Annotated in this window: 9 protein-coding genes and 1 pseudogene; 7 read left to right on the top strand and 3 right to left on the bottom strand. The window is 33.3% G+C overall.

Annotated elements, in window-relative coordinates; translation table 11 throughout:
- Positions 1 to 13: 13 nt before the first annotated feature.
- Entirely contained in the window at positions 14 to 1318 is a 1305-nt protein-coding gene (gene secY / locus ACQVV1_RS02640; RefSeq protein ID WP_063221392.1) for a preprotein translocase subunit SecY, read from the bottom strand.
- Positions 1319 to 1853: 535 nt separating this feature from the next.
- On the opposite strand from secY, the gene ACQVV1_RS02635 reads away from it, so the two are divergent.
- The 7 genes from ACQVV1_RS02635 (at position 1854) to ACQVV1_RS02605 (ending at position 20935) form a co-directional block, all read left to right on the top strand.
- Positions 1854 to 2369 carry a DinB family protein gene (locus tag ACQVV1_RS02635; RefSeq protein WP_431168582.1) on the top strand — a complete coding sequence of 172 codons (516 nt, stop codon included), beginning with the start codon at positions 1854 to 1856 and terminating at the stop codon, positions 2367 to 2369.
- Between the two features lie 586 nt (positions 2370 to 2955).
- On the top strand, positions 2956 to 4902 hold the full coding sequence (locus ACQVV1_RS02630; protein WP_242253084.1) for a bifunctional metallophosphatase/5'-nucleotidase: 1947 nt from the start codon (positions 2956 to 2958) through the stop codon (positions 4900 to 4902).
- Positions 4903 to 5790: 888 nt separating this feature from the next.
- Complete coding sequence (locus ACQVV1_RS02625) at positions 5791 to 7494, top strand: M4 family metallopeptidase (RefSeq protein WP_431168581.1); 1704 nt, start codon at positions 5791 to 5793, stop codon at positions 7492 to 7494.
- 486 nt (positions 7495 to 7980) lie between these two features.
- Positions 7981 to 10539 (top strand): type I pullulanase, encoded by a 2559-nt coding sequence (pulA, locus tag ACQVV1_RS02620; protein ID WP_431168579.1) that lies wholly within the window; start codon positions 7981 to 7983, stop codon positions 10537 to 10539.
- Positions 10540 to 11404: 865 nt separating this feature from the next.
- Positions 11405 to 12382, top strand: a complete 978-nt coding sequence (locus ACQVV1_RS02615; RefSeq protein WP_242253087.1) for a SagB/ThcOx family dehydrogenase — start codon at positions 11405 to 11407, stop codon at positions 12380 to 12382.
- Positions 12383 to 12414: 32 nt separating this feature from the next.
- Positions 12415 to 19425: an amino acid adenylation domain-containing protein gene (locus ACQVV1_RS02610; RefSeq protein WP_431168578.1), complete on the top strand. Its 7011-nt coding sequence runs from the start codon at positions 12415 to 12417 to the stop codon at positions 19423 to 19425.
- 55 nt (positions 19426 to 19480) lie between these two features.
- A complete protein-coding gene (locus ACQVV1_RS02605) occupies positions 19481 to 20935 on the top strand; it encodes a pyridoxal phosphate-dependent decarboxylase family protein (protein WP_242253089.1) in 1455 nt (484 codons plus the stop codon).
- Positions 20936 to 21054: 119 nt separating this feature from the next.
- Here ACQVV1_RS02605 and ACQVV1_RS02600 read toward each other — a convergent pair whose 3' ends face one another.
- Positions 21055 to 22011 carry an alpha/beta hydrolase gene (locus ACQVV1_RS02600; protein ID WP_309260227.1) on the bottom strand — a complete coding sequence of 319 codons (957 nt, stop codon included), beginning with the start codon at positions 22009 to 22011 and terminating at the stop codon, positions 21055 to 21057.
- A 662-nt stretch (positions 22012 to 22673) separates the two neighbouring features.
- Positions 22674 to 23675: pseudogene (locus tag ACQVV1_RS02595) on the bottom strand (alpha/beta hydrolase).
- Between the last annotated feature and the right edge of the window lie 113 nt (positions 23676 to 23788).

The following is a 23788-nucleotide window of genomic DNA, read 5'->3' as shown; positions in this document are numbered from 1 at the left end:
TGTGTTTTTTTACTTAATTCGCTTTTTTTATAAACCCTTTATAATGACGTTTCACAAGCTGACTTTCTAACGTCTTCATTGTTTCTAGTGCTACACCGACAATGATCAGTAAGCTTGTACCACCAATTTGAGCAGAAGGTGGTAACGTAGCAATTTTTGTGAATACGAGCGGTAAAATTGAAATTGCACCTAAGAAAATTGCGCCGATAAATGTTAAACGGTATAAAATTTTAGTTACATATTGTTCTGTTGATTTACCAGGACGAATACCAGGAACATATCCATTTTGCTTTTTCAAATTCTCTGCCATTTGTTCAGGATTTACTTGAATAAATGCGTAGAAGTATGTGAAAGCAACGATAAGACCGACATAAAGTGTCATTCCAATTGGATGTGCAAAATCAAGATTTGCAACTAACCATTTTGATACGCTTGAATCAGGGAAGAGCTGCGCAATTGTACGCGGCGTCATTAAAAATGCGGAAGCAAAGATTACTGGAATTACACCAGCACTATTTACTTTTAGAGGTAAATGAGTGTTTTTTGCTCCTTGATATTGATTGTTTCCTGAAACAGCTTTTGCATATTGAATCGGTATTTTACGCACGGCTTGTTGAATGTAAATAACGCCAACAACTATCGCTAAAATTACGAGACCAATTAAAACCATTTTTATGATGTGCATGAATAATTGATCGCCTGCATTTTGAAATTGTTGCAAATAAATTTGATTCGCAACATTTGGAATCGCTGCTACAAGTCCTGCGAAGATAATCATCGAAATACCATTACCTACGCCATTAGCAGTAATTTGTTCACCTAACCAAAGTAAAAAAGCAGTACCTGCAGTTAAAACTGTCGCAATAAATAAGTATGTAGTCCAGCTTTGATCTGTTATTAATTGTCCACCTGCTATATTATTAAAGCCATAAGACATCCCAATGGCCTGTATGAATGCGAGAATGATTGTAAAGTATCGAGTGAATTGAGCTGATTTCTTACGGCCCATTTCTCCTTGCTTTGCCCATTCCGAAAATTTAGGTATAACGTCCATTTGTAGTAATTGTACTATGATGGAAGCTGTAATATATGGTGTAATACCTACAGCAAAGATTGAGAAGTGTTGCAGTGCTCCTCCGCCAAATACGTTTAGCATACCTAAAACGTTAGCTTGATCTTGTACTTTTAATACCTCTGCGTTAGTATGAGGAACTGGAATAAACGTGCCAATTCGAAAAACAATTAGCATCGCTAGTGTAAAAAGAATTTTGTTTCTTATCTCAGCTACTCTCATGAAATTTGAAATCGTACGAAACATTATGTCGCCTCCTATATTTTGATCAGTTCAAAACTGATTATTATATCCCGATGAAGTAACCACAAACCTCCTTCCGCATTAAATTCATTTGACAAATGGAATTTTATACATTTTGTAGTTTTCTCGGATATAAAAATATAAGGTGTTTTTTAGCGACCAATAAGCTTTTCGTAATCATTCAATACACATAATATATCGAATAAATTAACAAATGTACATACATACGCATGAAAAATGAATGAATAGGGGCATTTTTTACATTTATTTAATGCTAGATTGATAATTAGGAACGTTTTATGTAGTTGTATTGAAAGGATTCCGTGGAAAGTATTATGGTGTAGCTGTAGCACATGATAACCTCAAGGAAATCTTCAAGGATGTTGAGAAAACTCATATATTTAGTCGTGAATTAGAGAAACTATTAAAGCAAGAAAAGATTTGATTGAAATAGTAGTGAAGGAAAATCTTTCTTCTATAGAGAATATTTCTAACGCAGGAATCTAAGTATATAGGTTCTAATGAAAGGAGAATTCACATGAATACATTTGTAAAGGACAAGTTTTATGAAACGAGAAATCAATTATTTGAGGAAATTACTTTGTTAAGTGATGCTCAATTTAATAGAAAACCAGATAAGGATAAATGGAGTATAGCACAAGTTTGTCATCACTTAGTTTTATTAGATGAGAGAGTTATAACGGTTATTTTGTCAGGATTAAAAAAGATGGATAGTTTCCAAAATGAGCGTAAAGAAATTCATACTATTGTATTAGATAGATCGATAAAATTTATAGCACCAGAAATGATTGAACCAAGTATAGAACCATTTGAATTGCTGCAAATGGTTGATTTGTTAAACGACTCTAGAAAAGAATTGATGCGTTTTCTGGGTACAATAGAAGATGAATCTAAATTGGCAAAAAAATCAGTAATGCATCCAGCTCTTGGAGAATTACTTCTTGATCAGTGGATAGAATTAATCTATTTGCATGAACAGCGTCATATAGAACAAATCAAAGAGGTAAAATTGCTTTGTGAAGTTGAAAAGTAAAAATTATTATCTATTTATTGAGCGATTTAGGATAGCATCAAGGGTTCGAGTGATAAAATACAAGTCTTGATTAAAATTATGATGAATTTAGTTGAAAGCAACCAATAAGCAGAAGAAAATACGAAACTAGCAGATCTTACTCTTGAATAGGAAACGAACATTCAAAAAACTGAATCCGAATTGCTGTATAAGTGTACCCCCGTCTTAAATGAAGAACGGGGTTATTATTTTTGGAAGTGATCTCAGCATTTTCATTTAGAAGGAAATAAATTAGCAATGAAATCCGAAAATGTAATCGGCATTACACACTATATCTTTAAGTTATAATGATTTCCGGAAATGAGTTATATGTCCATAATTTTGATAGTACATATACATCTACCGTTGGTTTAGCGCTCTTCACGCGTTAGAGGAAGAAGTAAATACTATCCTGCTAGGGAGGGATATGCATTTTATTCTCTATATTTTCACAGCAGAATCACCTCCAAAATTATCTTTTGCAGTTGAATTTTTCCGAATAATAAGTTACATTTTTAAAGTTCAAGCAACTTTATAGCAGTACAAAAAGGGGAGAAATATTGTTATTATGCAAAAAATGAAATGGAAGAATTATGTATGCTATTTTATTATTCTTATGCTTCTTGTAACAGCAGTAACAGCCAAACCAGCTATTTCTAAGGCTGAGGAATCTGATGTTAATATTACATTGTTAGGTACGGCAGATATTCATGGTAGATTTATGCCTTGGGATTATGCACTTGATGGAGCAAATATGAGTGGAAGTTTGACACAGCTTTATACGGTTATAAAGAAGGTACGTCAAGAAAATCCAAATACCATATTAGTAGATGCCGGGGATACAATTCAAGGAAACTCAGTAGAATTATTCAATGATAAGCCACAATCGCCAATGATGGTAGCGATGAATACAATGGGATATGACGCCTGGGCATTTGGAAATCATGAATTCAACTTTGGATTAGATACATTGAAAAAAGTTAGTGAGCAATATAAGGGAAAGACGTTAGCAGGAAATATTTATAAGGAAAATGGAGAGCGTTTTCTTCCTGCATATACAATTGTTGAAAAAGGTGGAATTAAAGTCGGGATTATTGGTATGAATACACCAATGATTAGTGATTTTGAAAAAGGGACAGATCATTTGGATGGTTTGGTAGTGAAAAATCCAGTAGAAGAGACAAAGAAGGCCATTAAAGAATTAGAAGGTAAAGTAGATGTAATGGTAGGCGTTATGCATATGGGATTAGAAAATGAGAATGGGATCCCTGGTACTGGTGTTCAAGATATTGCGAATGCTTGTCCGGAACTAAGTGCTATTTTTGCAGCTCATATGCATAAACTTGTTAAAAAAGAAGTTTTAAATGGCGTTATTATTACAGAACCAGATAAATATGGAACACATATCTCGCGTATTGACCTTACTTTTACAAAACAAGATGGAAAGCTGGTTTTAAAAGATAAAACTGCTACAGCTATACCTGTAAAAAATACTGATGGAACAACAGTAGTATCTGATCCTACACTTGAAGACACACTGACACCTTTTCACGAGTATGCGAGGGGAGATGCAAATGTTGTAGTCGCTCAATTAAAGGGTAGAAACCTTGTTCCTGAAAATGAAATAAAGGGTATTCCAAGTGTGCAGATTCAAGAGACACCTTTATCAGATTTCTTTCATGAAGTCATGCTCTACTACAGCAAAGCAGATGTAGTAGCCCATCAAATTGATAACGATAATGCTCGTTTGGATGTAGGTCCTATTAAGAAAAAAGATATTGCGTATAATTATCAATATGCTTTGGGAGAAATTACGGTATATAAGGTAACTGGGAAAGACTTAAAAGACTATATGGAATGGGCGGCAGGGTACTTTAACCCATCTCGTGCCGGAGATGTAACAGTTAGCTTTGATAAAACCCGTCGTGCTTCTAAATACAGTACGAATGACTTCTTTGGAGGCGTAAAATATGAAATTGACTTAACAAAACCATATGGAAGTAGAATTACAAATTTACGTTCTATTCGTACAAATAAACCAATCAAAACGAACGATGTTATGACGCTAGGAATGAATGCATATAGAATGGAGGCTCTTCAGGCAAAAGGTGGAGCTTTAGAGGGGCGTAAGTTTGAACAAATTTGGTCATCTAAACAAGAGAATGCATTCGGGGAAACTGGTGGAACCATTCGTAACCTTGCTATTACATATTTAAAAGAGGTAAAGAATGGTGTATACACACCAAAAGTTATGCATAATTGGAAAATTACTGGCGTGAATACACATTCTTCAGAGCATAAGGCTGTAGTGGATCTTGTAAATAAAGGGATTTTAGAAATTCCAAAAACTGAAGATGGAAAATATACAAATATAGCATCTATAAATACTAAAGATTCAATTACAAAAGAAGAGATTGTAGCACTCTCACAAAAAGCTAATATTAATCCAAATCAGTTTAATCATGTAAAAAGAAAAGGTGAATTTTACAAAAAACTTAGTAGGATAATTAAATAAATATAAAATAGATAGCTTTCGTGCAAAAAACTATTAAACTTGGACATACCATTATCCTAAAAAAGTTTGTGATTGGTATAGAAATATAAAGAATCAACGATAAAACATCCCCTGGATCATTAAACAAATCCGGGGGATGTTTTATTTAAATAATTTTGGTTTTATTTCTTACTATGCATATTTATAATATGCTTTAAAAGAACATACCTTGAGCTAATAACATGCAATAGATGTGTCCTTTACTATATTTAAATGGGAGACAAATTAAAGATGTTTTTGACAAAATAAAAAAGTCTGAAACTCATATGAGACTTCAGCTATCTCATAATGTTACAATCCATGCAGCTATAGACATACATAACAACATTATATTAAAAAATCTAAATTGTAGATGCGCTGTCTCACTAAAGTATTTATATACTATATACATCATAAAACAAAACACGCACTTTCTTTTTCTTATTTATCAAGGTCATTAGTATTCATTTGATCCATCTTTATCCTAAATCAACTTCATGTCCGAAATATAAGTTTAAATAAGTAATATAAATTATAAGATGTCCTATAATAATTGTTATTTTAATAGCATTAAACCTACTCTTAAAATAGTAAAGAGTGGGTTTTTATGTTGTTATTTAGATGTAAGGGTACTTTGATTAGAATGAATATAGATAATTAACAACTAACCAATTGGATGAGCGCCTAAAAGAGCTCTTTTTTATTGAAATTAATATACATATATGTGTCGTTCTTTATTTATATCATCGACCACATATATGTAATTTTGCATAATGTTACATAAATTGTGTATTTTCCCTTTTTTTCGACAGAAACAGGCAGTATACTTTGTACAAGCTTTCTATTTCAAAATTATACGAGGTGAAAAAAATGAAAAACAAAAAGACGTTAACTAAGGTAGCATTAACAACAGGTTTAGCTTTAACAGCTGTAGCACCATATGGGGTAGGGCATGCAGAGGAAACAGATCAACTACAAGTTCAAATTCAGGAGGAATCGTTCCGTTCGGGTGAACTTACACAACCGTCACAAAAGGCACCAGAGAATGTAGTAAAAGATGCTCTTAAGGAGAAAACAGAACAAGTTCTATCACCAAAGCAAGTCAATGGAGAAACAGGAGTAGATTATAAAGTTATTCAAAAACGTGGTTCATATGATGGGACTACACTTGTACGTATACAGCAAACATACGAAGGAAAAGAAGTATATGGCCATCAATTAACTGCACACGTAGATAATAACGGTGTGATTAAAAGTGTTTCTGGTGATAGCGCGCAAAATTTAAAACAAGAAGAATTGAAAAAACCTATCAATCTATCAAAAGATGAAGCGAAACAATATATTTATAAGAAGTACGGGAACGATATCAATTTTATTTCTGAGCCAGAAGTTAAGGAAGTTATTTTTGTTGATGAAAATAATGGACAAGCTAGCAATGCATACCAGGTTACATTTGAAGCTGCAACACCAAACTATGTTTCTGGAACTTATTTAGTAAATGCACAAAATGGCGATATGTTAAAAAATATGGTACAAGAATCTAACTTAAAAGCAAGTGAAAAACTAGTTGGAGCATTAAAGAAGAGTAAAAAAAGCAGTCTTACATCATTAACAGGAACAGGAAAAGATGATTTAGGTATATCACGTACATTTGGTATCTCTAAACAAAGTAATGGTAAATATGCTCTTGCTGATTATACAAGGGGGCAAGGAATTGAAACATACGATGTGAATTACAGAGATATTACTAAAGAAGAAAGCTATTATCCTGGTACATTAGCAACTAGTACTTCGACAGCATTTAACGATCCAAAAGCAGTAAGTGCTCATTACTTAGCAACAAAAGTATTTGATTTTTATAAAGAGAAATATAAGCGTAATAGTTTTGATAATAAGGGACAGAAAGTAGTTTCAGTTGTACACGCTTGGGATTCTGGAGATACGAATGATCCGAAAAATTGGCAGAATGCGTTAAGTGCTAATAATGGTAGTATGCTTGTATATGGAGATCCTATCGTCAAGGCATATGACGTAGCTGGCCATGAATTTACACATGCTGTTACTTCTAGTGAATCTAATCTTGAATATTACGGTGAATCTGGTGCGATTAATGAGGCGCTATCTGATATTATGGGAACATCTATTGAGAAATACGTAAATAATGGAAGCTTTAACTGGACGATGGGAGAACAAACTGGATCTGTCTTCCGTGATATGGAAAACCCGGCTTCTGTTCCATCTTCACTTGGAGTACCTTATCCAGATGATTACAGTGAATTTAACGATTTTAATGGATGGGATCAAGGTGGCGTTCATTTTAATTCGAGCATTATTAATAAAGTTGCGTATCTCATTGCAAAAGGCGGAACTCATAACGGAGTAACTGTCAAAGGAATTGGTGAAGATAAAATGTTTGATATTTTCTATTATGCAAATACAGATGAGTTAAACATGACTTCTAATTTCAAAGAATTGAGATCAGCATGTATTCGAGTAGCAACTAATAAATATGGTGCGAATGCAGCTGAAGTTCAAGCAGTTCAAAAAGCATTTGATGCAGCAAAAATTAAGTAAGTTAGAAATATAGTTTTCATTCATATATTATTACATTATGAAAAAACAGCTAATGTCATTATAGAGATATTAGCTGTTTTTTTACGTAGCAATGTATTAGTAAAAATAAACTTAGTAAGTAATAAGTAGGCATTCTATCTTTAAGTAGTTGAAACAAATTTTTAAGGTTTACAGTATATAAAAACAGAAAATTAATAATATATTGACCTCTTGATAGAAAGTGCTATAGAATGAAAGCGATAACAAACGATTGCTTTAAAATGATTTCCCTGATCTTTTAGTATTTACAAATATATGAAGACAAAAACATATCTATTTTTTTAAACATTAATGCAAACGTTTTCGTATTAAAAGATCATTGAAATACATATGTGAAGATAGCCAACATGGGGGTGAAATAATAAAGATTTCTAGATTAATTTAAGCAGTGTAATTTAGTACAAGCATAATAAATTGCTCGTATTATTTAAAGAAGGGGTGTATGTGGTGCAAATGATAAAAAGATTAATAAACAAATCAGTTTTATTACTTACTATAATCGTTATGTTATCATCTGTTTTCTCGTTTCAAAGTGTAAAGGCAGTTTCAAATTCGAAAATAACTGAAGTGATTGTTCATTACAAAGAGCAGTCTGGAAATACAAAAGACTGGAACCTTTGGTTATGGGGAGAAAATGCAAATGGTAAATCATATGAATTTACTGGTGAAGATGAATTTGGAAAGTACGCTAAGATTAATATAGATGGTGACTATAATCGTGTAGGATTTATCATTCGTACGAATGAGTGGGAAAAAGATGGTGGCGATCGTTGGATTGAAAATATAAAGGACGGTCGTGCTGAAGTATGGATTCTTTCTGGTGATGAAAAAGTATATAACTCTAAGCCTTCTTCGAAACTATCAATTCAAAAAGCAACTATTGATAGTTTCAATGAAATTACTGTAACGACTAATGTCCCTTTTAATATTAAGGAACGGAAAATTGAAATTGAAGGCATTAAAATTAAAAATATTAGTCCTTATGATATAAACAGTAGCAATTTTACTAATAAGGTTAAAATAATTACAGAGCAGAAAGTTGATTTAAAACAGACATACAATGTTAAAATTGAAAACTTAGCTGATACGAATACTGAAATCGGTAAAGTCATTCGTAGTGAGGAGTTTGATAATTTATTTTATTATGGAAGTAACGATTTAGGTAATGTATATACTCCGCAACATACAAAGTTCCGTGTATGGGCTCCTACTGCGAGTGAAGCGAAGTTAGTTACATATAAAAAATGGAACGATAAAATAGGTACTGAAATAAACATGCAACAAGGTGAAAAGGGCACTTGGAAAGCAGAACTTAAAGGGAACAAAAAAGGTCTCTATTATACATATAAGGTGAAAATTGGTGATAAGTGGACTGAAGCAGTTGATCCGTATGCACGTGCTGCTTCTGTAAATGGAGATAAAGGTGCTGTTGTTGATTTAGAAGAAACAAATCCGAAAAAATGGAAAGCAAACAAAAAGCCAAAATTTAAAAATCCGGAAGATGCTATTATTTATGAATTGCATGTACGCGATCTTTCCATCCAACCTGAAAGTGGCATTAAGCAGAAAGGGAAATATTTAGGAGTAACAGAAAAAGGAACAAAAGGGCCTGAAGGTGTGAAAACAGGACTTGATCATATGAAAGATCTTGGTGTTACACACGTTCAGCTTTTACCGATATTTGATTATGCTTCAGTAAATGAAGAGAATTTAAATGAACCACAGTATAACTGGGGATATGACCCAAAAAACTTCAACGTTCCAGAGGGATCCTATTCTACAAATCCATATGAGCCGACTGTTCGAATCACTGAATTAAAGCAAATGATTCAAACACTGCATGATAATAATCTTCGTGTTGTTATGGATGTAGTCTATAACCATATGTATAATGCTGCTGAATCTAATTTTCATAAGTTAGTTCCAGGTTATTATTATCGTTACAATGAAGACGGAATATTTGCTAATGGAACCGGTGTAGGAAATGATACTGCTTCAGAACGAAAAATGATGAGGAAATTTATGATCGATTCTGTAGCATACTGGGCAAAAGAATACAATTTAGACGGATTCCGTTTTGATTTAATGGGTATTCATGATTATGAAACAATGAATGAAATACGTAAAGCTGTTAATCAAATTGACCCTTCTATTATACTGCATGGAGAAGGCTGGGATTTAAATACACCCCTTGCAGTTGAGTTGAAAGCAAATCAAAAGAATGCAGAAAAAATGAAAGGGATTGCCCATTTTAACGATAATATACGTGATGGATTGAAAGGTAGTGTATTTGAGGAGAAAGAAAATGGGTTTGTAAGTGGAAGGGAAAACATGGAAGACCGTATTAAAAAAGGTATTACGGCAGGAATTGACTACGATACAAATTCGTCTACTTATCAAGATCCGGAGCAGGTGCTAACTTATGTGGAAGCACATGATAATCATACATTATGGGATAAACTTGAGTTGACTAATCCAGGTGACAGTGAAGAAGTACGAAAACAAATGCACAAATTGTCTTCTTCGATTTTATTAACATCACAAGGTATTCCATTCTTACATGCAGGACAAGAGTTTATGCGCACGAAATATGGTGATCATAATAGTTACAAATCTCCTGATTCAATTAACCAGATGGACTGGTTGCGCCGTGCAGCATTTAATAATGAAGTAGATTATATGAAGGGCTTAATAGAATTACGCAAAAAGTATTCAGCTTTTCGAATGACATCTGCTGAGCAAATAAAAACACATGTATCATTTATTGATGCTCCGAAAAATACTGTAGCTTATACAATAGAGTGGAATAAACATGAATACTTTACAGTGGCTCACAATGCAAATAGAGAAGCTGTTGAAATAACACTTCCATCGAAAGGGCCTTGGAAAGTACTAGTAGACGGGAAGCAGGCGGGAAGTAAACCACTTTATGTTGTCCATGACAATAAAATTAAAGTTCCTGCATTAAGTTCCATTGTTTTAAAATCAGAAAAACCAATTAAATAAAAGCGAAGAGTGTGGAAATAAATACTGAATTGAGCAAAGTGATTGCAAATGAAAAAAGCGAAGTGAAGGTTGTTCTCACTTCGCTTTTAAAGTTAATGTAATATAATTTCACATACTGTAATTATATTACAATTTAATAAAAGAAATAAGCAATAGATTATTGCTATCGTGACAGTAGGGGAGAAGATATCTTTGAGTTTATTTATAAAATTATCTGAAATACATTCGTAATTTACATAATTTTTATTGTATATTAGAACATACAAAAAGTTAGATATTAGAGTTGTATTAATTCCTACAAATCGTTTAAAAATAACAAATGCGTAAAAAGTATATGGAATTAAAATAGAGAAAAGACACCATCCAAGGTGTCTTTTCTCTATTTTGAATATGAAATGTAAGTAACTCAATTGTATGTAATAGTATGTGATATTTTCACACTAACTGATTAAGAAAAATTTAAAACTCTTTTCTTAATCTATTTGTAATAAATTACATCATAAAATTTTATCAATATAATAAATAAAACTTTCTCAACATTATTTGATTTAATAACTATATTCAACTGCTCTCCAATCCATTACAATAATTTCACATTGGAAATACATGAATATTCCCAATGTTCTAAATGGTTTATACCTTATAGGATTACTATGGGAAAGGATGTGAAATATCCAAAGAAAAATCATTTTTTACAATGAAATAAAAAATTTTAATGAAGAAAAAGTTATTTCATTATTTTCAAGTTTCATTGAAGTGTATGTATTTATAATCACTATGAGACAAGGATCAGAATCTAAAAAATATTTTTTGTAGATTAGAAAATTGCATTTCAAAAATAAGTTAAACGTTTATGGAGGGTTATATGAGCGAGAAAATTTATTACTGGTCTCCTATTAAGCATTGGGAGAAGTTGCATAATGAGGTTTTGATAGGAGAAATGAGATTTACAGGTATTCTGTCTGAGTGGTTTCCTGATTTTTATTTTATGGCTCAAAAAGGTGTGAAAATTAGTGAACTAGTAGAACGCTTTTCGTTAGGAAATGTAGAAGAGACACAAAAAAACATAGAGCTTATGATAAAAAATCGTGTGTTAGTAAGTAACATATTACACCCAAGAGAAGTATTTTCTTCACAAGAAAATATTTTTCCAAATCCATATAGCGACCAGATTCGCTTTTCTAAAGAAGAGTTAGATAAGTATATGAGTGAACAATTAAATCGTACGCACATTGCTGCACGGTCAACCGAAATTCAACTTGAAACAACAGATGAGCTACCCACTTTAATCAAGGAACGTAGGTCTTGTCGTCAATTTGATGTGGAAAAACATATTAGTTTTTCACAATTTTCTCAACTTATATCAACTCTAAAACAGGTTAGGGAAGAAAAAATATACTATCATTACGCAAGTGCAGGCGGGCTCTATCCCATTGATATCTTTGTTTATGTAAAACCAAAACGTATAGGGGGTATGAAAGCTGGATTTTATTATTATAACCCATCAAAAAATAGTCTTGTGATTGTAAACAACATTGATCAAGTAATCAAAAGTGATCATGAGTTAATTAATCAGGATTTATTTACTCAATCTGCCTTCTCAGTTTATTTGGTTTATAATGCGAACGCTTCCATCCCGAAATACGGTTCAGATGGATATTTATTTGCTTGTATTGAGTCAGGTATTATCACTGCTACCTTAAATATGGTTGCTGAGACATTAAATTTAGGGGTTTGTTCAGTTGGTCATATGAAATTTGAAGAGATTCAGCAATTTTTATGTTTGGATAACCATCAAGTGTTTCTCCATGGGCTTGAAGTTGGCTTGAAAATTAACAAGTAGAAGAAATGAATATTAGGGGGATAAAGATAAAAATGCACATTAAAGATCGAAGTTCGATTCATGAAAATAAAGAAGTAGAAGCGTTTTGGAAGGAGCAATTATCTTCCGAGGTTCTCGATTTTTCTGTATTTAATAGCGATTACCAACTAAATAAAGAAACACCTTGTGAGTACGTTCAAGTCATAGTGAATGCAGAGTTTAGTAAAAGTACACAAAAAATAAGTAAGTCTCAAGATTTATTATTATTTAGCTGGTTTCAAGCCGCTTTAAGGGTTTGTTTGGCACATTATACAGATCAAGAAAGAATTACTATTGGTATTCCTATAATTGAAAAAAATCTTGAACAAAGTGAGAATCTTAATAAGTTGATTCCTTTAGGAAGTGAAATCCATCCGCATCACACTTTTAAACAATTAGTAAATGAGATTGAACAAACGACTTTATTCGGGTATGAAAATCAGGAGTATCCGCTCTCTGAATTATTAGTTAAACACAATTCAACTCCTTTTCAAATTGTAATCGGGATGGAAGGATTACATAATGAAAATTCGCTAGAAGAATACGCAGAGAATAATTTAGCCCTATGGATACGAAGAAAATGGAATGAAATACATAATGAATTTGAATTTCAAATTTCTTGCAAGTCCCATTCATTCTCTTCTTTGCAACAATTTGCAAATTCGTATTGTTATGTTTTAAAGCAAGTTTCACAAAAACCGAATTTGACAGTGAAAGATATTTGTATTATTGCAGAAGAAGAAAAAGAGTTGCTAGAAGGATTGAATACTTTTCAAACGGGCATAGACTTGTTTCAATCATTTCAAGATTTGTTTGAAGCGCAAGTATTAAAAACTCCAGATCAAATTGCTGTTGTTTGTAATGATCAATCTTTGACATATAGAGAATTGAATAAGAAAGCGAATCAATTGGCTTCTATTCTTCAAAGTAAAGGTGTTTCAAAAGAAAGTATTATTGGCGTTATGGTAGATCGGTCATTAGAAATGATTATTGGTATGATGGGGATTTTAAAAGCAGGAGCAGCGTATTTACCAATCGACCCTAACTACCCAACTGAACGAATTGAATATATGTTACAAGATAGTCAAGCAAAATATTTACTTAGTAAGCGAACAGAGGAGGTATTGCCACAATTTGCGGGTGAAGTACTGTATCTTGATAAAGAATATCTTTTCCAAGGTGAAGAAAGTAATTTAGTACGAGAACATAATCCTAATGATTTGGCTTATGTTATTTACACATCAGGATCGACAGGAAATCCAAAAGGGGTAATGATAGAACAAAAATCGCTAGTTCATTTTTTAAATATAATGAGAGAAAAAGTAAAGGCTAATCAATCATTCTTGTTTCTTGCTAGTGTATCTTTTGATATTTCCTTATTAGAAATATGTCTTCCTTTAACGCAAGGTTCAAAAGTAGTAATTGCTACAGAGGACCAGTTTGCAACAAAAGAATTGGCTCATTTGGTCAAAAAACATAAGGTGGATTTATGGGAATCAACGCCATCGCGAATGGAAGTGATTTTGAGTGATCCAGAAGGGGCAAATTTTCTAAAAGATTTAAAATCTATTTTATTAGCAGGAGAAGCATTTTCCATTGATTTGGTTGAAAAAATTCGTTGTATCAGTGAAGCAACAATTTTAAATATTTATGGTCCCACAGAAACAACCATTTGCGCAACAGTAAAAGACTTGAGCACTTCCAAAGAAGTTACGATTGGCAAACCTAACCCGAATTATCATTCCTATATATTGAATAAGTATGGCCAATTAAAACCATTTGGAATTCCCGGTGAACTCTGCATTGCTGGCGTAGCGGTAGCACGAGGGTATCTTGGTAAAAATAAACTGACAGATGAAAAGTTTGTACCGAGTCCTTTTACGGCAGGGGAAATGATGTATCATACGGGTGATCTTGTTCGTTGGTTGCCTAATGGAGAACTTGAATATTTAGGTCGAATGGATCATCAAGTGAAAATTCGGGGGTATCGGATTGAATTAAGAGAAATCGAAACTCAATTAAGGGAATATCCAGAAATAAACCAGGCTATCGTTGTTGATCAAGTGTATGGAAATAGGAAATTATTGGCTGCCTACTATGTATCGGATAACAAGGTGTCTTTTGGTGAAATTAGAAAATATTTAAGTGATAAACTACCTGAGTTTATGATTCCTGAAAAAATGATTCAGGTAGAAGAGATTCCATTGAATCCAAATGGAAAAGTGGATAGAAAAAGGTTGTTGGATATAACACAAATGGATTATGTATCAATTCCATACGTTGCCCCGCGCAATGAAATTGAACAAAAATTAGTGCGTGCATGGGAAAAAGTTATGGAGATTGAGGGCATCGGTATTCATGATAATTTTTTTGCATTAAAAGGAGAATCCATTAAAGCACTTCAGGTAATTAATTTATTAAGAAAAGACTGCTTAAAAATAAGTACAACAGATTTTTTTAAGCACCCTACAATCGCTCAACTGAGTTCTTGTGTAAAGTTAGAGCATAAAGAGGAAAACCTTGAAAGTAGACCAACTCATGTTAAAGATTTGTCTAAGCCATTTTCCTTAACAGAAGTTCAGACAGCGTATATGTTAGGACGGAATTCACAGTTTGAATTAAGTGGTATTTCACCTCAAACATATTTTGAATATGAAACAGCATTGGATATCAATCGTCTTTCAAAAAGTTTTCAAAAGGTAATCCATCGTCATCCAATGTTGCGAGCTGTAATTTTACCAGAGGGAAAACAACAAATATTACAAAGCGTTCCTGATTACGAGATTGAGATAGTGAGTCTCATAGATTTAGATGATAGGAATCAAAATGCTCGCTTACAAGAAGAGCGTTCTCGAATGACTAACCATGTATTCCCTTTGGGGCAATGGCCTTTGTTTGAATTAAAAGCCTTTCTTTTAAAAGAAGACACGTATTTATTATGTTTTCGATACGATGCTTTATTAATGGACGGAGCAAGCATGAACATTGTTGGACAGGATTTGTTACATTATTATTATAAACCCAATCAAAAATTAGAATCTCTATCTTTTGATTTTCAAGATTACATGTTTATCTATGATGAAATGGAACAAAGCGAAGAATATAAAACAGCAAAAAATTATTGGACAAGTAAGCTTACTGACTTTCCGTTTGCACCTTCTTTGCTGTTAAAAAAGGATCCAGCAGAGATTGCTACTCCTAAATTCAAATCACTTACTAAGATCCTGGACAATGAAAAATGGACAAAGCTACGAAAGTTAGCACAAGAGAAAGAGGTAACTCCTTCCGCTCTACTTTGTACAATATATGGTGATGTGTTGGCATATTGGAGTAATCAACGTAAATTGGCAATTAATTTGACTGTATTTAACCGTTATCCTGTTCATGATGAAGTAGAACAGATTGTGGGAGATTTCACATCGCTTATTTTGTTGGATGTTGATGTAAAACCAGAGCAAACTTTCTTTACTAGAGTAAAAGAAACGCAATCTACTTTATTAGATGGCCTTGAACATCGTCATTACGATGGAGTTAACTTTATTCGAGATTTTACTCGATATCATCAAATGACGCCAAAAGCAGTTATGCCAATCGTTTTCACCTCGATGTTAGCAGGTGCAGGTGCTTTCTCTTGGGAACAACTTGGTTCTCTTCGCTATATTCATGCTCGGACTCCACAAGTGTATTTGGATAATGTAGTAATTGAAAAAAATGGAGAGTTATTAATTAGCTGGAACTATGTTGAAGAGTTGTTTGATGTTGATGTGATAGAAGCAATGTTTTCCCAATTTGTTGACTTATTGGAACAATTGGTGAAACAAAGCGATATAACATCTTTGCAGATGAAAGAATCGGATCAAACTTTAATTGAGCAATACAATGAAACAACAGAAAAAATACCTTCAACTACTCTGTATCAATTATTTACAGACCAAGTAAAACGTACACCGGATGAAGTGGCAGTGGTATTTGAACAAGAATGGTTAACATACTCAGAACTTCATAAACGCTCCAATCAAATTGCCCACTTCTTAAAAGAGCAAGGCATTGGTCTAGGTGACAAAGTGGGTCTTTTAGCAAAAAGGCAAGTTGACACAATTGTTAATATGTTAGGTATTTTAAAAGCAGGTGCCGCTTATATTCCGATTGATCCCGATCATCCTTTAGATCGCCAAACATATATTTTAAAAAATAGCTCATGCAAACTTTTATTAGAACCTAGTCTTTATGAAGAAAATCATTTGTCATTTTATACAACAGAAGATATGCCCGCTATTGCTGGTCCAGAAGATATTGCCTATATTATATACACTTCAGGAAGTACAGGGAAACCAAAAGGAGTAATTATTACTCACCAAGCGGTTACAAATACTATTCAAGACATAAATCAAAAATACGAGGTAAATGAAGATGATCGTATTATTGGTATCTCTTCCATGTGTTTTGACCTATCTGTATACGATATTTTCGGAACGTTAAGCACAGGTGCAATGTTGGTAATGATTCGTGATCCAAGAGACATGCAAGAATTAATCCGTACCGTCGAGCGTAGAGGGGTTACAATTTGGAATACAGTGCCTGCAATCATGGATTTGGCATTGGATCAAGTAGGTTCTCATTTTGAACATTCTTCTTTGCGTTTAGTTTTACATAGTGGAGATTGGATTCCACTTTCTTTACCAGAAAAAATAAAACGACATTTTCCGATTGCAGAAGTAGTTTCACTAGGAGGAGCAACAGAAGCATCGATTTGGTCAATTTATTATCCGGTCAAACAGGTGGAATCACATTGGAATAGTATTCCATACGGGATGCCCTTGGCAAACCAAACGTATTATGTGTTGAACTATGAAAAGAAAATGTGCCCTGTTGGTGTAATTGGGGATTTATATATCGGGGGAGTGGGCCTTGCTAAAGGATATTTAAATGATGAAAAGAAAACAAATGAAGCGTTTGTGTCACATCCTGATTTTGGTCTTATATACAAAACAGGAGATTGTGGAAAAATGCATTCTGAGGGATATATTGAATTTTTAGGCCGCCAAGATTATCAAGTGAAAATTCAAGGATATCGAGTAGAGTTAGAAGAAATCTCTCATTGTCTTCTAACTTATAAACAAGTCGAACATGCTGTCGTAATTGATCAAACAGATGAGAACGGAATAAAATTTTTAGTTGCATATGTGGTAACTGAGCAAAATATTAGTACAACAGAACTACGAAAGTATTTGCAAGATCACTTGCCAGATTACATGATTCCTTCTTATTTTGTTTCTTTGGACCAATTACCCTTGACTCCAAACGGTAAATTAGATAGAAAAGCGCTCCCTACTCCAGAGAAACAAAAAAATGAAATATTTATTGCTCCAAAAACTGAAATGGAAAAAATATTAACTAGTATTTGGCAAGAAGTACTCAAAATAGATCAAGTTGGAGTAAATGATCATTTCTTCGCCTTAGGTGGAGATTCGATAAAAGCGATTCAAGTGTCCGTCAGACTGTATCGACAAGGATTTGAGCTTGAACCAAAAAATCTATTTTCATTTCCTATATTAAGAGACATGGTTCAATTTGTTAAAAAGCTAGACCATTTTTCAAGTTCACAAACAAATGATGTAAACATAATGAACGATAATAAAGCTACATTACTAAATGTTAAAGATAAACAACTTAATCAACAAACTCTTACCAAAATACAAGAAAAAATGCCGGATATAAAAATAGAACGTATTTACCCGTTAGCACCTTTCCAAGAAGTTATTTATGAACATGCTACGAATGAACCTGATACAAATGCATATTTTGAACAAACAATTTGGGCACTTGAGGGGGAGCTGGATATTAAACTCTTTATTCAGTGTTTCCAACAATTAGTTGATCGTCATGATTCTTTAAGAACAATAATTGTGCAAGATGAACAAGCAAAACCTTGGCAAGCTGTTCTATATGATGTTCAAATAAATTCAGAAATAAAAAACTTGATTGAGATGACGAAACAAGAACAGCAAGAATTCCTAAAACAGTGGATGAATGAAAATTTAAGCCGAGGATTCAAAAATGATGAACTTATGACACGTCTCTGTATATTCCAAATAGGTAATAACGAGCATAAGGTAATTTGGAGTTCCCATCATCTATTATGTGATGGTTGGAGTGTCAGCATTTTGATAGACGAATTATTCCAGCTCTATGAAACAACAAATGCGGGAACTACGGCGGAGTTACCTATGGTAAAACCTTTTGAAACATTCATAGACTGGACTTTGGCACAAGATCATGAGAAAGCACGTCATTTTTGGAGGGATTATTTATCAGGATACAATCGGAAAATTAGTATTCCTAAAAAGAAAGTCCCAACTCAAAGTGAAGGGTTAAACTTCACTTTTATGGATTTAACATTAGACAAGGATTTGACTAATCAGTTACAGACATTTGTAACTAAAAACAATATAACTATGAATACAGCACTACTAGCTGTATGGGGAATATTACTTGGCAAATTCAACGGAACGAGAGAAGTAGTATTGCCTAATCTAGTATCAGTCAGACCTCCCGAAGTAGAAGGAATTGAAAATATGTTCGGTCTGTTCACAAATGTTTTGCCTATCCGATTAGCATGGACAGAAATGCAATCTTTTGTGGACCTCCTGCAAAAAGTACAACTAGAAACATTGAAATGTAATGAGTATGCATACTATTCATTTGTTGATATACAAAAGCAAAGTGAATTAAAAACTGAGTTGACTGACCATCTTTGGGTTTTTGAAAACTATCCAACTAATCCAGCAATCTTTTCTTCAAATGAAAACAGACATTTTGCCATCACAGATTACGAAGTTGTCGATGAGCCACATGTAAAGTATGGAATTATGTGCTTCCCTGAAGAGAAACTTACAATAAAGTTTGGATATGATCAAACCGTATATGAAGCGGCGAAAATACAAGAAATATTGAATCACATGCATCAGTTAATCAATATTATTCTTCAAAATCCCATACAGGCAATCGATGATTACAAATTATAAAAAATGAAAAGGCGAGCAAGAACTCGCCTTTTTAAATAGAATAGGAGTAAACCAAATGACAAAAAACTTGCAGTTATCAGCCGAAGAGATGCGTCAGTTAGGATATCAAGCGGTTGACTTGATTGTTGATCATATGAATCATTTAAAAAGTAAACCAGTTTCGGAAACGATTGATAGTAATATTTTTAGAGACAAGCTAATTGAAACGATTCCGGAAAACGGATCTAATCCAAAAGAATTACTTCATTTTCTTAATAACAATGTGTTTAATCAAATTACTCATGTGGATCATCCTCATTTTATGGCTTTTGTGCCAGGTCCTAATAATTATGTTGGTGTAGTAGCAGATTTTTTAGCAAGTGGTTTTAATGTATTTCCTACAGCTTGGATAGTAGGTGCAGGTGCTGAACAAATTGAATTAACAACAATCAACTGGTTAAAATCAATGCTAGGATTCCCTGATTCAGCTGAAGGACTATTTGTCAGTGGCGGTTCCATGGCTAATTTGACTGCACTTACTGTAGCGAGACAGATCAAGTTGAATAATGACATAGAAAATGCGGTTGTTTATTTTTCTAACCAAACTCATTTTTCTGTAGATCGAGCACTTAAAGTATTAGGTTTTAAACAGCATCAAATTTGCCGAATTGAGACAGATGAAGATTTGAAAATTTCAGTTAGTACTTTAAGAAAGCAAATAAAAGAAGATCGATTAAAAGGGAAAAAACCATTCTGTATTATTGCGAATGCAGGGACAACGAATTGCGGAGCGGTGGACTCCCTCGATGAATTGGCTGATCTATGTGGTGATGAAGATGTATGGCTACACGCGGATGGCGCTTATGGGGCTGCAGCAATTCTGAGCGAAAAAGGAAGAGAGTTATTAAGAGGAATTCATCGTGTTGATTCTTTGACGTTAGACCCGCATAAATGGCTTTTTCAGCCTTATGATGTTGGTTGTGTACTCATTCGAAATAGTCAATATTTAAGTGAAACGTTCCGTATGATCCCAGAGTATATTAGGGATACGGAAACTAATATAGAAGAAAAAGTGAATTTTGGGGAACGTGGAATTGAACTTTCTCGTAGATTTAGAGCATTAAAGGTATGGCTTTCTTTTAAAGCATTCGGAGTTACAGCTTTTCGTGAGGCAATAGATCATGGCATTATGCTAGCTGAACAAGTTGAAGAGTTTTTAAGGAAAGAAAAAGATTGGGAAATAGTAACACCCGCCCAATTAGGAATTGTTACTTTTCGTTATATTCCATGTGAGCTAACATCTACAGATGCAATTCATGAAATAAACAAAAAATTGGTGGAAGAAATTAATCAAAGAGGATTTGCTATGCTAAGTACGACTAAATTAAAAGAAAAAGTAGTAATTCGACTTTGCTCTATCAACCCAAGGACAACAAAAGAAGAAATACTTCAAATCATGATGAACATAAAAGCATTGGCAGAGGAAATAAACACATCGCCTAAACATCTTATATCTGTTTCTCAACCTTGATATATTAGGTGAATTTTACATATTAATAGCCGATTTCAAATGAGAATCGGCTATTATGTTTAAATGATAATAACACTCACAAATGTATACTATTTATGAGTGTTTCTCTTGTAATGGGATTAAGCCTCAACCTTAGATACTCTTTTGAACCCAGTTTTTATTGCTTGTACTATTTCGTTCACAGCATAAATAGATACATCGGCATTTGGATTTAACCCTTCAAACCAGTGATAGGCATTTGGATATAAATGAAACTCGACATCAACACCAGCTTGCGCTAGTTTGCTTACATAGGTTAATGTTTCGCTTCGGAATGGATCTAATTGACCAACAAATGTGTAAGTATACGGTAAGTCACTATAATCCTCAGCTCGAGAAGGCGCTGCATAGGCAGGAATTTGATCCGTTCCATACATTCCTCCTAAATACATTTTCCAGCCAGCTTCATTTGCCTTTTGGTTCCAAACAAATCCCTCTTTAATTTCATTCGCTGAAGGTGTATTATTTCGGTCATCAATCATTGGATATAGTGGCATTTGTAAACAAATTGAAGGATATTTTCGATCTCGTGCTAATAATGATAATGCTGCTGTTAGTCCACCGCCAGCACTTACTCCTGCAACCCCAATTCGAGTCGAATCAATGTTTAATGACTTTGCATTATCAGCAATCCATTTTAAAGCTGAATAACAATCCTCAATTGGTGCTGGGTAAGGGTGTTCAGGTGCTAAGCGGTAGTCTACAGACACGACCACACAGCCAGCTTCTTTTGCAAACCTCATACAAGTATCATCGTTATCATCTATAGACCCTAAGATATAACCACCACCATGTATCCATAATAAGACAGGTAAAAATTCATGATTGGATTTTGGACGATAAATTCTTAATCGTAACGGATTATCATCAGGTCCAACAATGACTTTATCTGATAAAGAAAGGGAGTCATCAACAACGGTAGGTGGTCTCATTTGAGCTATTCCTTCTCTGATTGATTGCAAGTTTTCCGGGCATAAATCGAGATCCGGAAACATCTCTAACCCTTGTAATAATTCTGGATTTACTCTAGTTTTCATTTTAGCACCTCTATTTGTAATTGTTTTCAAATAAATGAAGTGTATTCTAAGTAGTTTAATTGTGAAAGAACACTACAATTAAATTGTAAATTGGATATGTTATAATGGTCAACAGAATATTCCGAAATTAAAACCTTTCTCAAGAAGGAGTTTCATGCAATCAATAATACAAGTAGTGGATTTAAGAGCTAAGTGTTTTCATGTCGTTGTAATTATGTACATTAGAAAAATTTCTTTTTGAGTCTAGAAAAGAATTAGATTCTTTTCTAGACTCATGAAGAATTATGAAAAGCAAAATTTTATAGATAGTTATCTTAAAAATAAACAAAGAGAGAAGAACTAACCAATGTTCTTCTCTCTTTTTCATATGTAATTAGGGTATCCATAAATGTAAATACGGATGGTATAGATTAATGGATGAATAATTTATTTTTAAATTAATAACGTAATAAATAAAGATTTTTGTATGTAATATTGCATATACAGGGACCACTGGTGAAAATGCTGAGCAATGTTTTTCCATATGGTAAATTAGTTCCTTAGTTATTTATTTATTTATTTCATTTTCAATCGTGTAAGGCTTGGGGCTAAGATTTACAAAGGTGACTAGTAAAAAATATAACAATATAAGTATAAGATTTTGTACTTAGTAATCTCGCAATTTAAGGCATGACATTGGATAAGTGTGGGGAGTTCAATCGATTTTGAATAAAATCAATAGTATCAGTTGCAATTTTTTTACGTTTAAGAACGATCTCGGCATGCCCACATGTATAAATATATCGTGTAGGTCTTTCCCAAGATTCCCACAAGTAGTCTGTATCCTCAGAATGCACATATAGATCGTGCTTACCTGAAATTAATAAAATATTTTCTTTTTTTACTTTTGGCAATGCTTGACTCGGTTCAGTGATTTTCCAATAATCTATTAAATCATCATACGTAACACCATGATATTCCAAGTCTTCTCTAATAAATTTACCCGGAGTTGTATTTCAAATAGAATAAGAAAGTCGATTTGCATAGAAAATGGATACTAACACATCAATTTCTTCTTCAACAAGAGAGGTTAAGTTAGTAATAAATCCGCCTAAACTAATCCCTATTAGAATCAGGGGACCATTTTTGTTTGCTTTAATCCATTTAATCAAAGCTCGTAAATCAGCTATCGCTTGTCTAGTTGCGTGTACTGTTCGTTCAATATTTGCACTTACCATATACTCTCCACTGAATAAGGATTGATCGGGTTTTCTTTCAAAATGATAGGGTAGAGTGAAATAATACATATTCCACTTCAGGCTGGTCATATGATCGTTGAATATTTTTTTCACACGTTCGCTAGAATCCATTCTCCAACCGTGAACAAAGATAACATGAGGTGTATTTTCATTATTATGTAAGAATAATTCCCCAGTTACAGAGTCGTTGCGTGAATCACCGGATTGAACCGAGCTTTTATATTTGAATTGCCCAACCATGTATTCATTTTTCTGCTTTGAATGCTTAATGTCAAAATGAATATGTGATGGTTTTGCTTTATAAAAAGATTCTATGTCCTTTATATTTAATGAAGTGTTAGAAAGGGAAGTATACTGAAACGCTACACTTCTTTTTTTGTGTAAATCATATAAGGCGTACCGATCAATGAGTTTTGAAAAAATCAAATTAACCTCCTCCAAAATACATATTGTTTAAAACATAGACAAAATTTATGTTTTAAATTAATTAGGAAATATTCTCTTTTCCTAATAGTAGGTGCTTGAATTATAAAAACAGG

Origin of the sequence: Bacillus basilensis (assembly GCF_050630465.1) — a bacterium.
GTDB lineage: Bacteria > Bacillota > Bacilli > Bacillales > Bacillaceae_G > Bacillus_A > Bacillus_A basilensis.
Note: the sequence above shows the minus strand (reverse complement) of the source record. Positions and strands in the feature narration are given on the sequence as shown.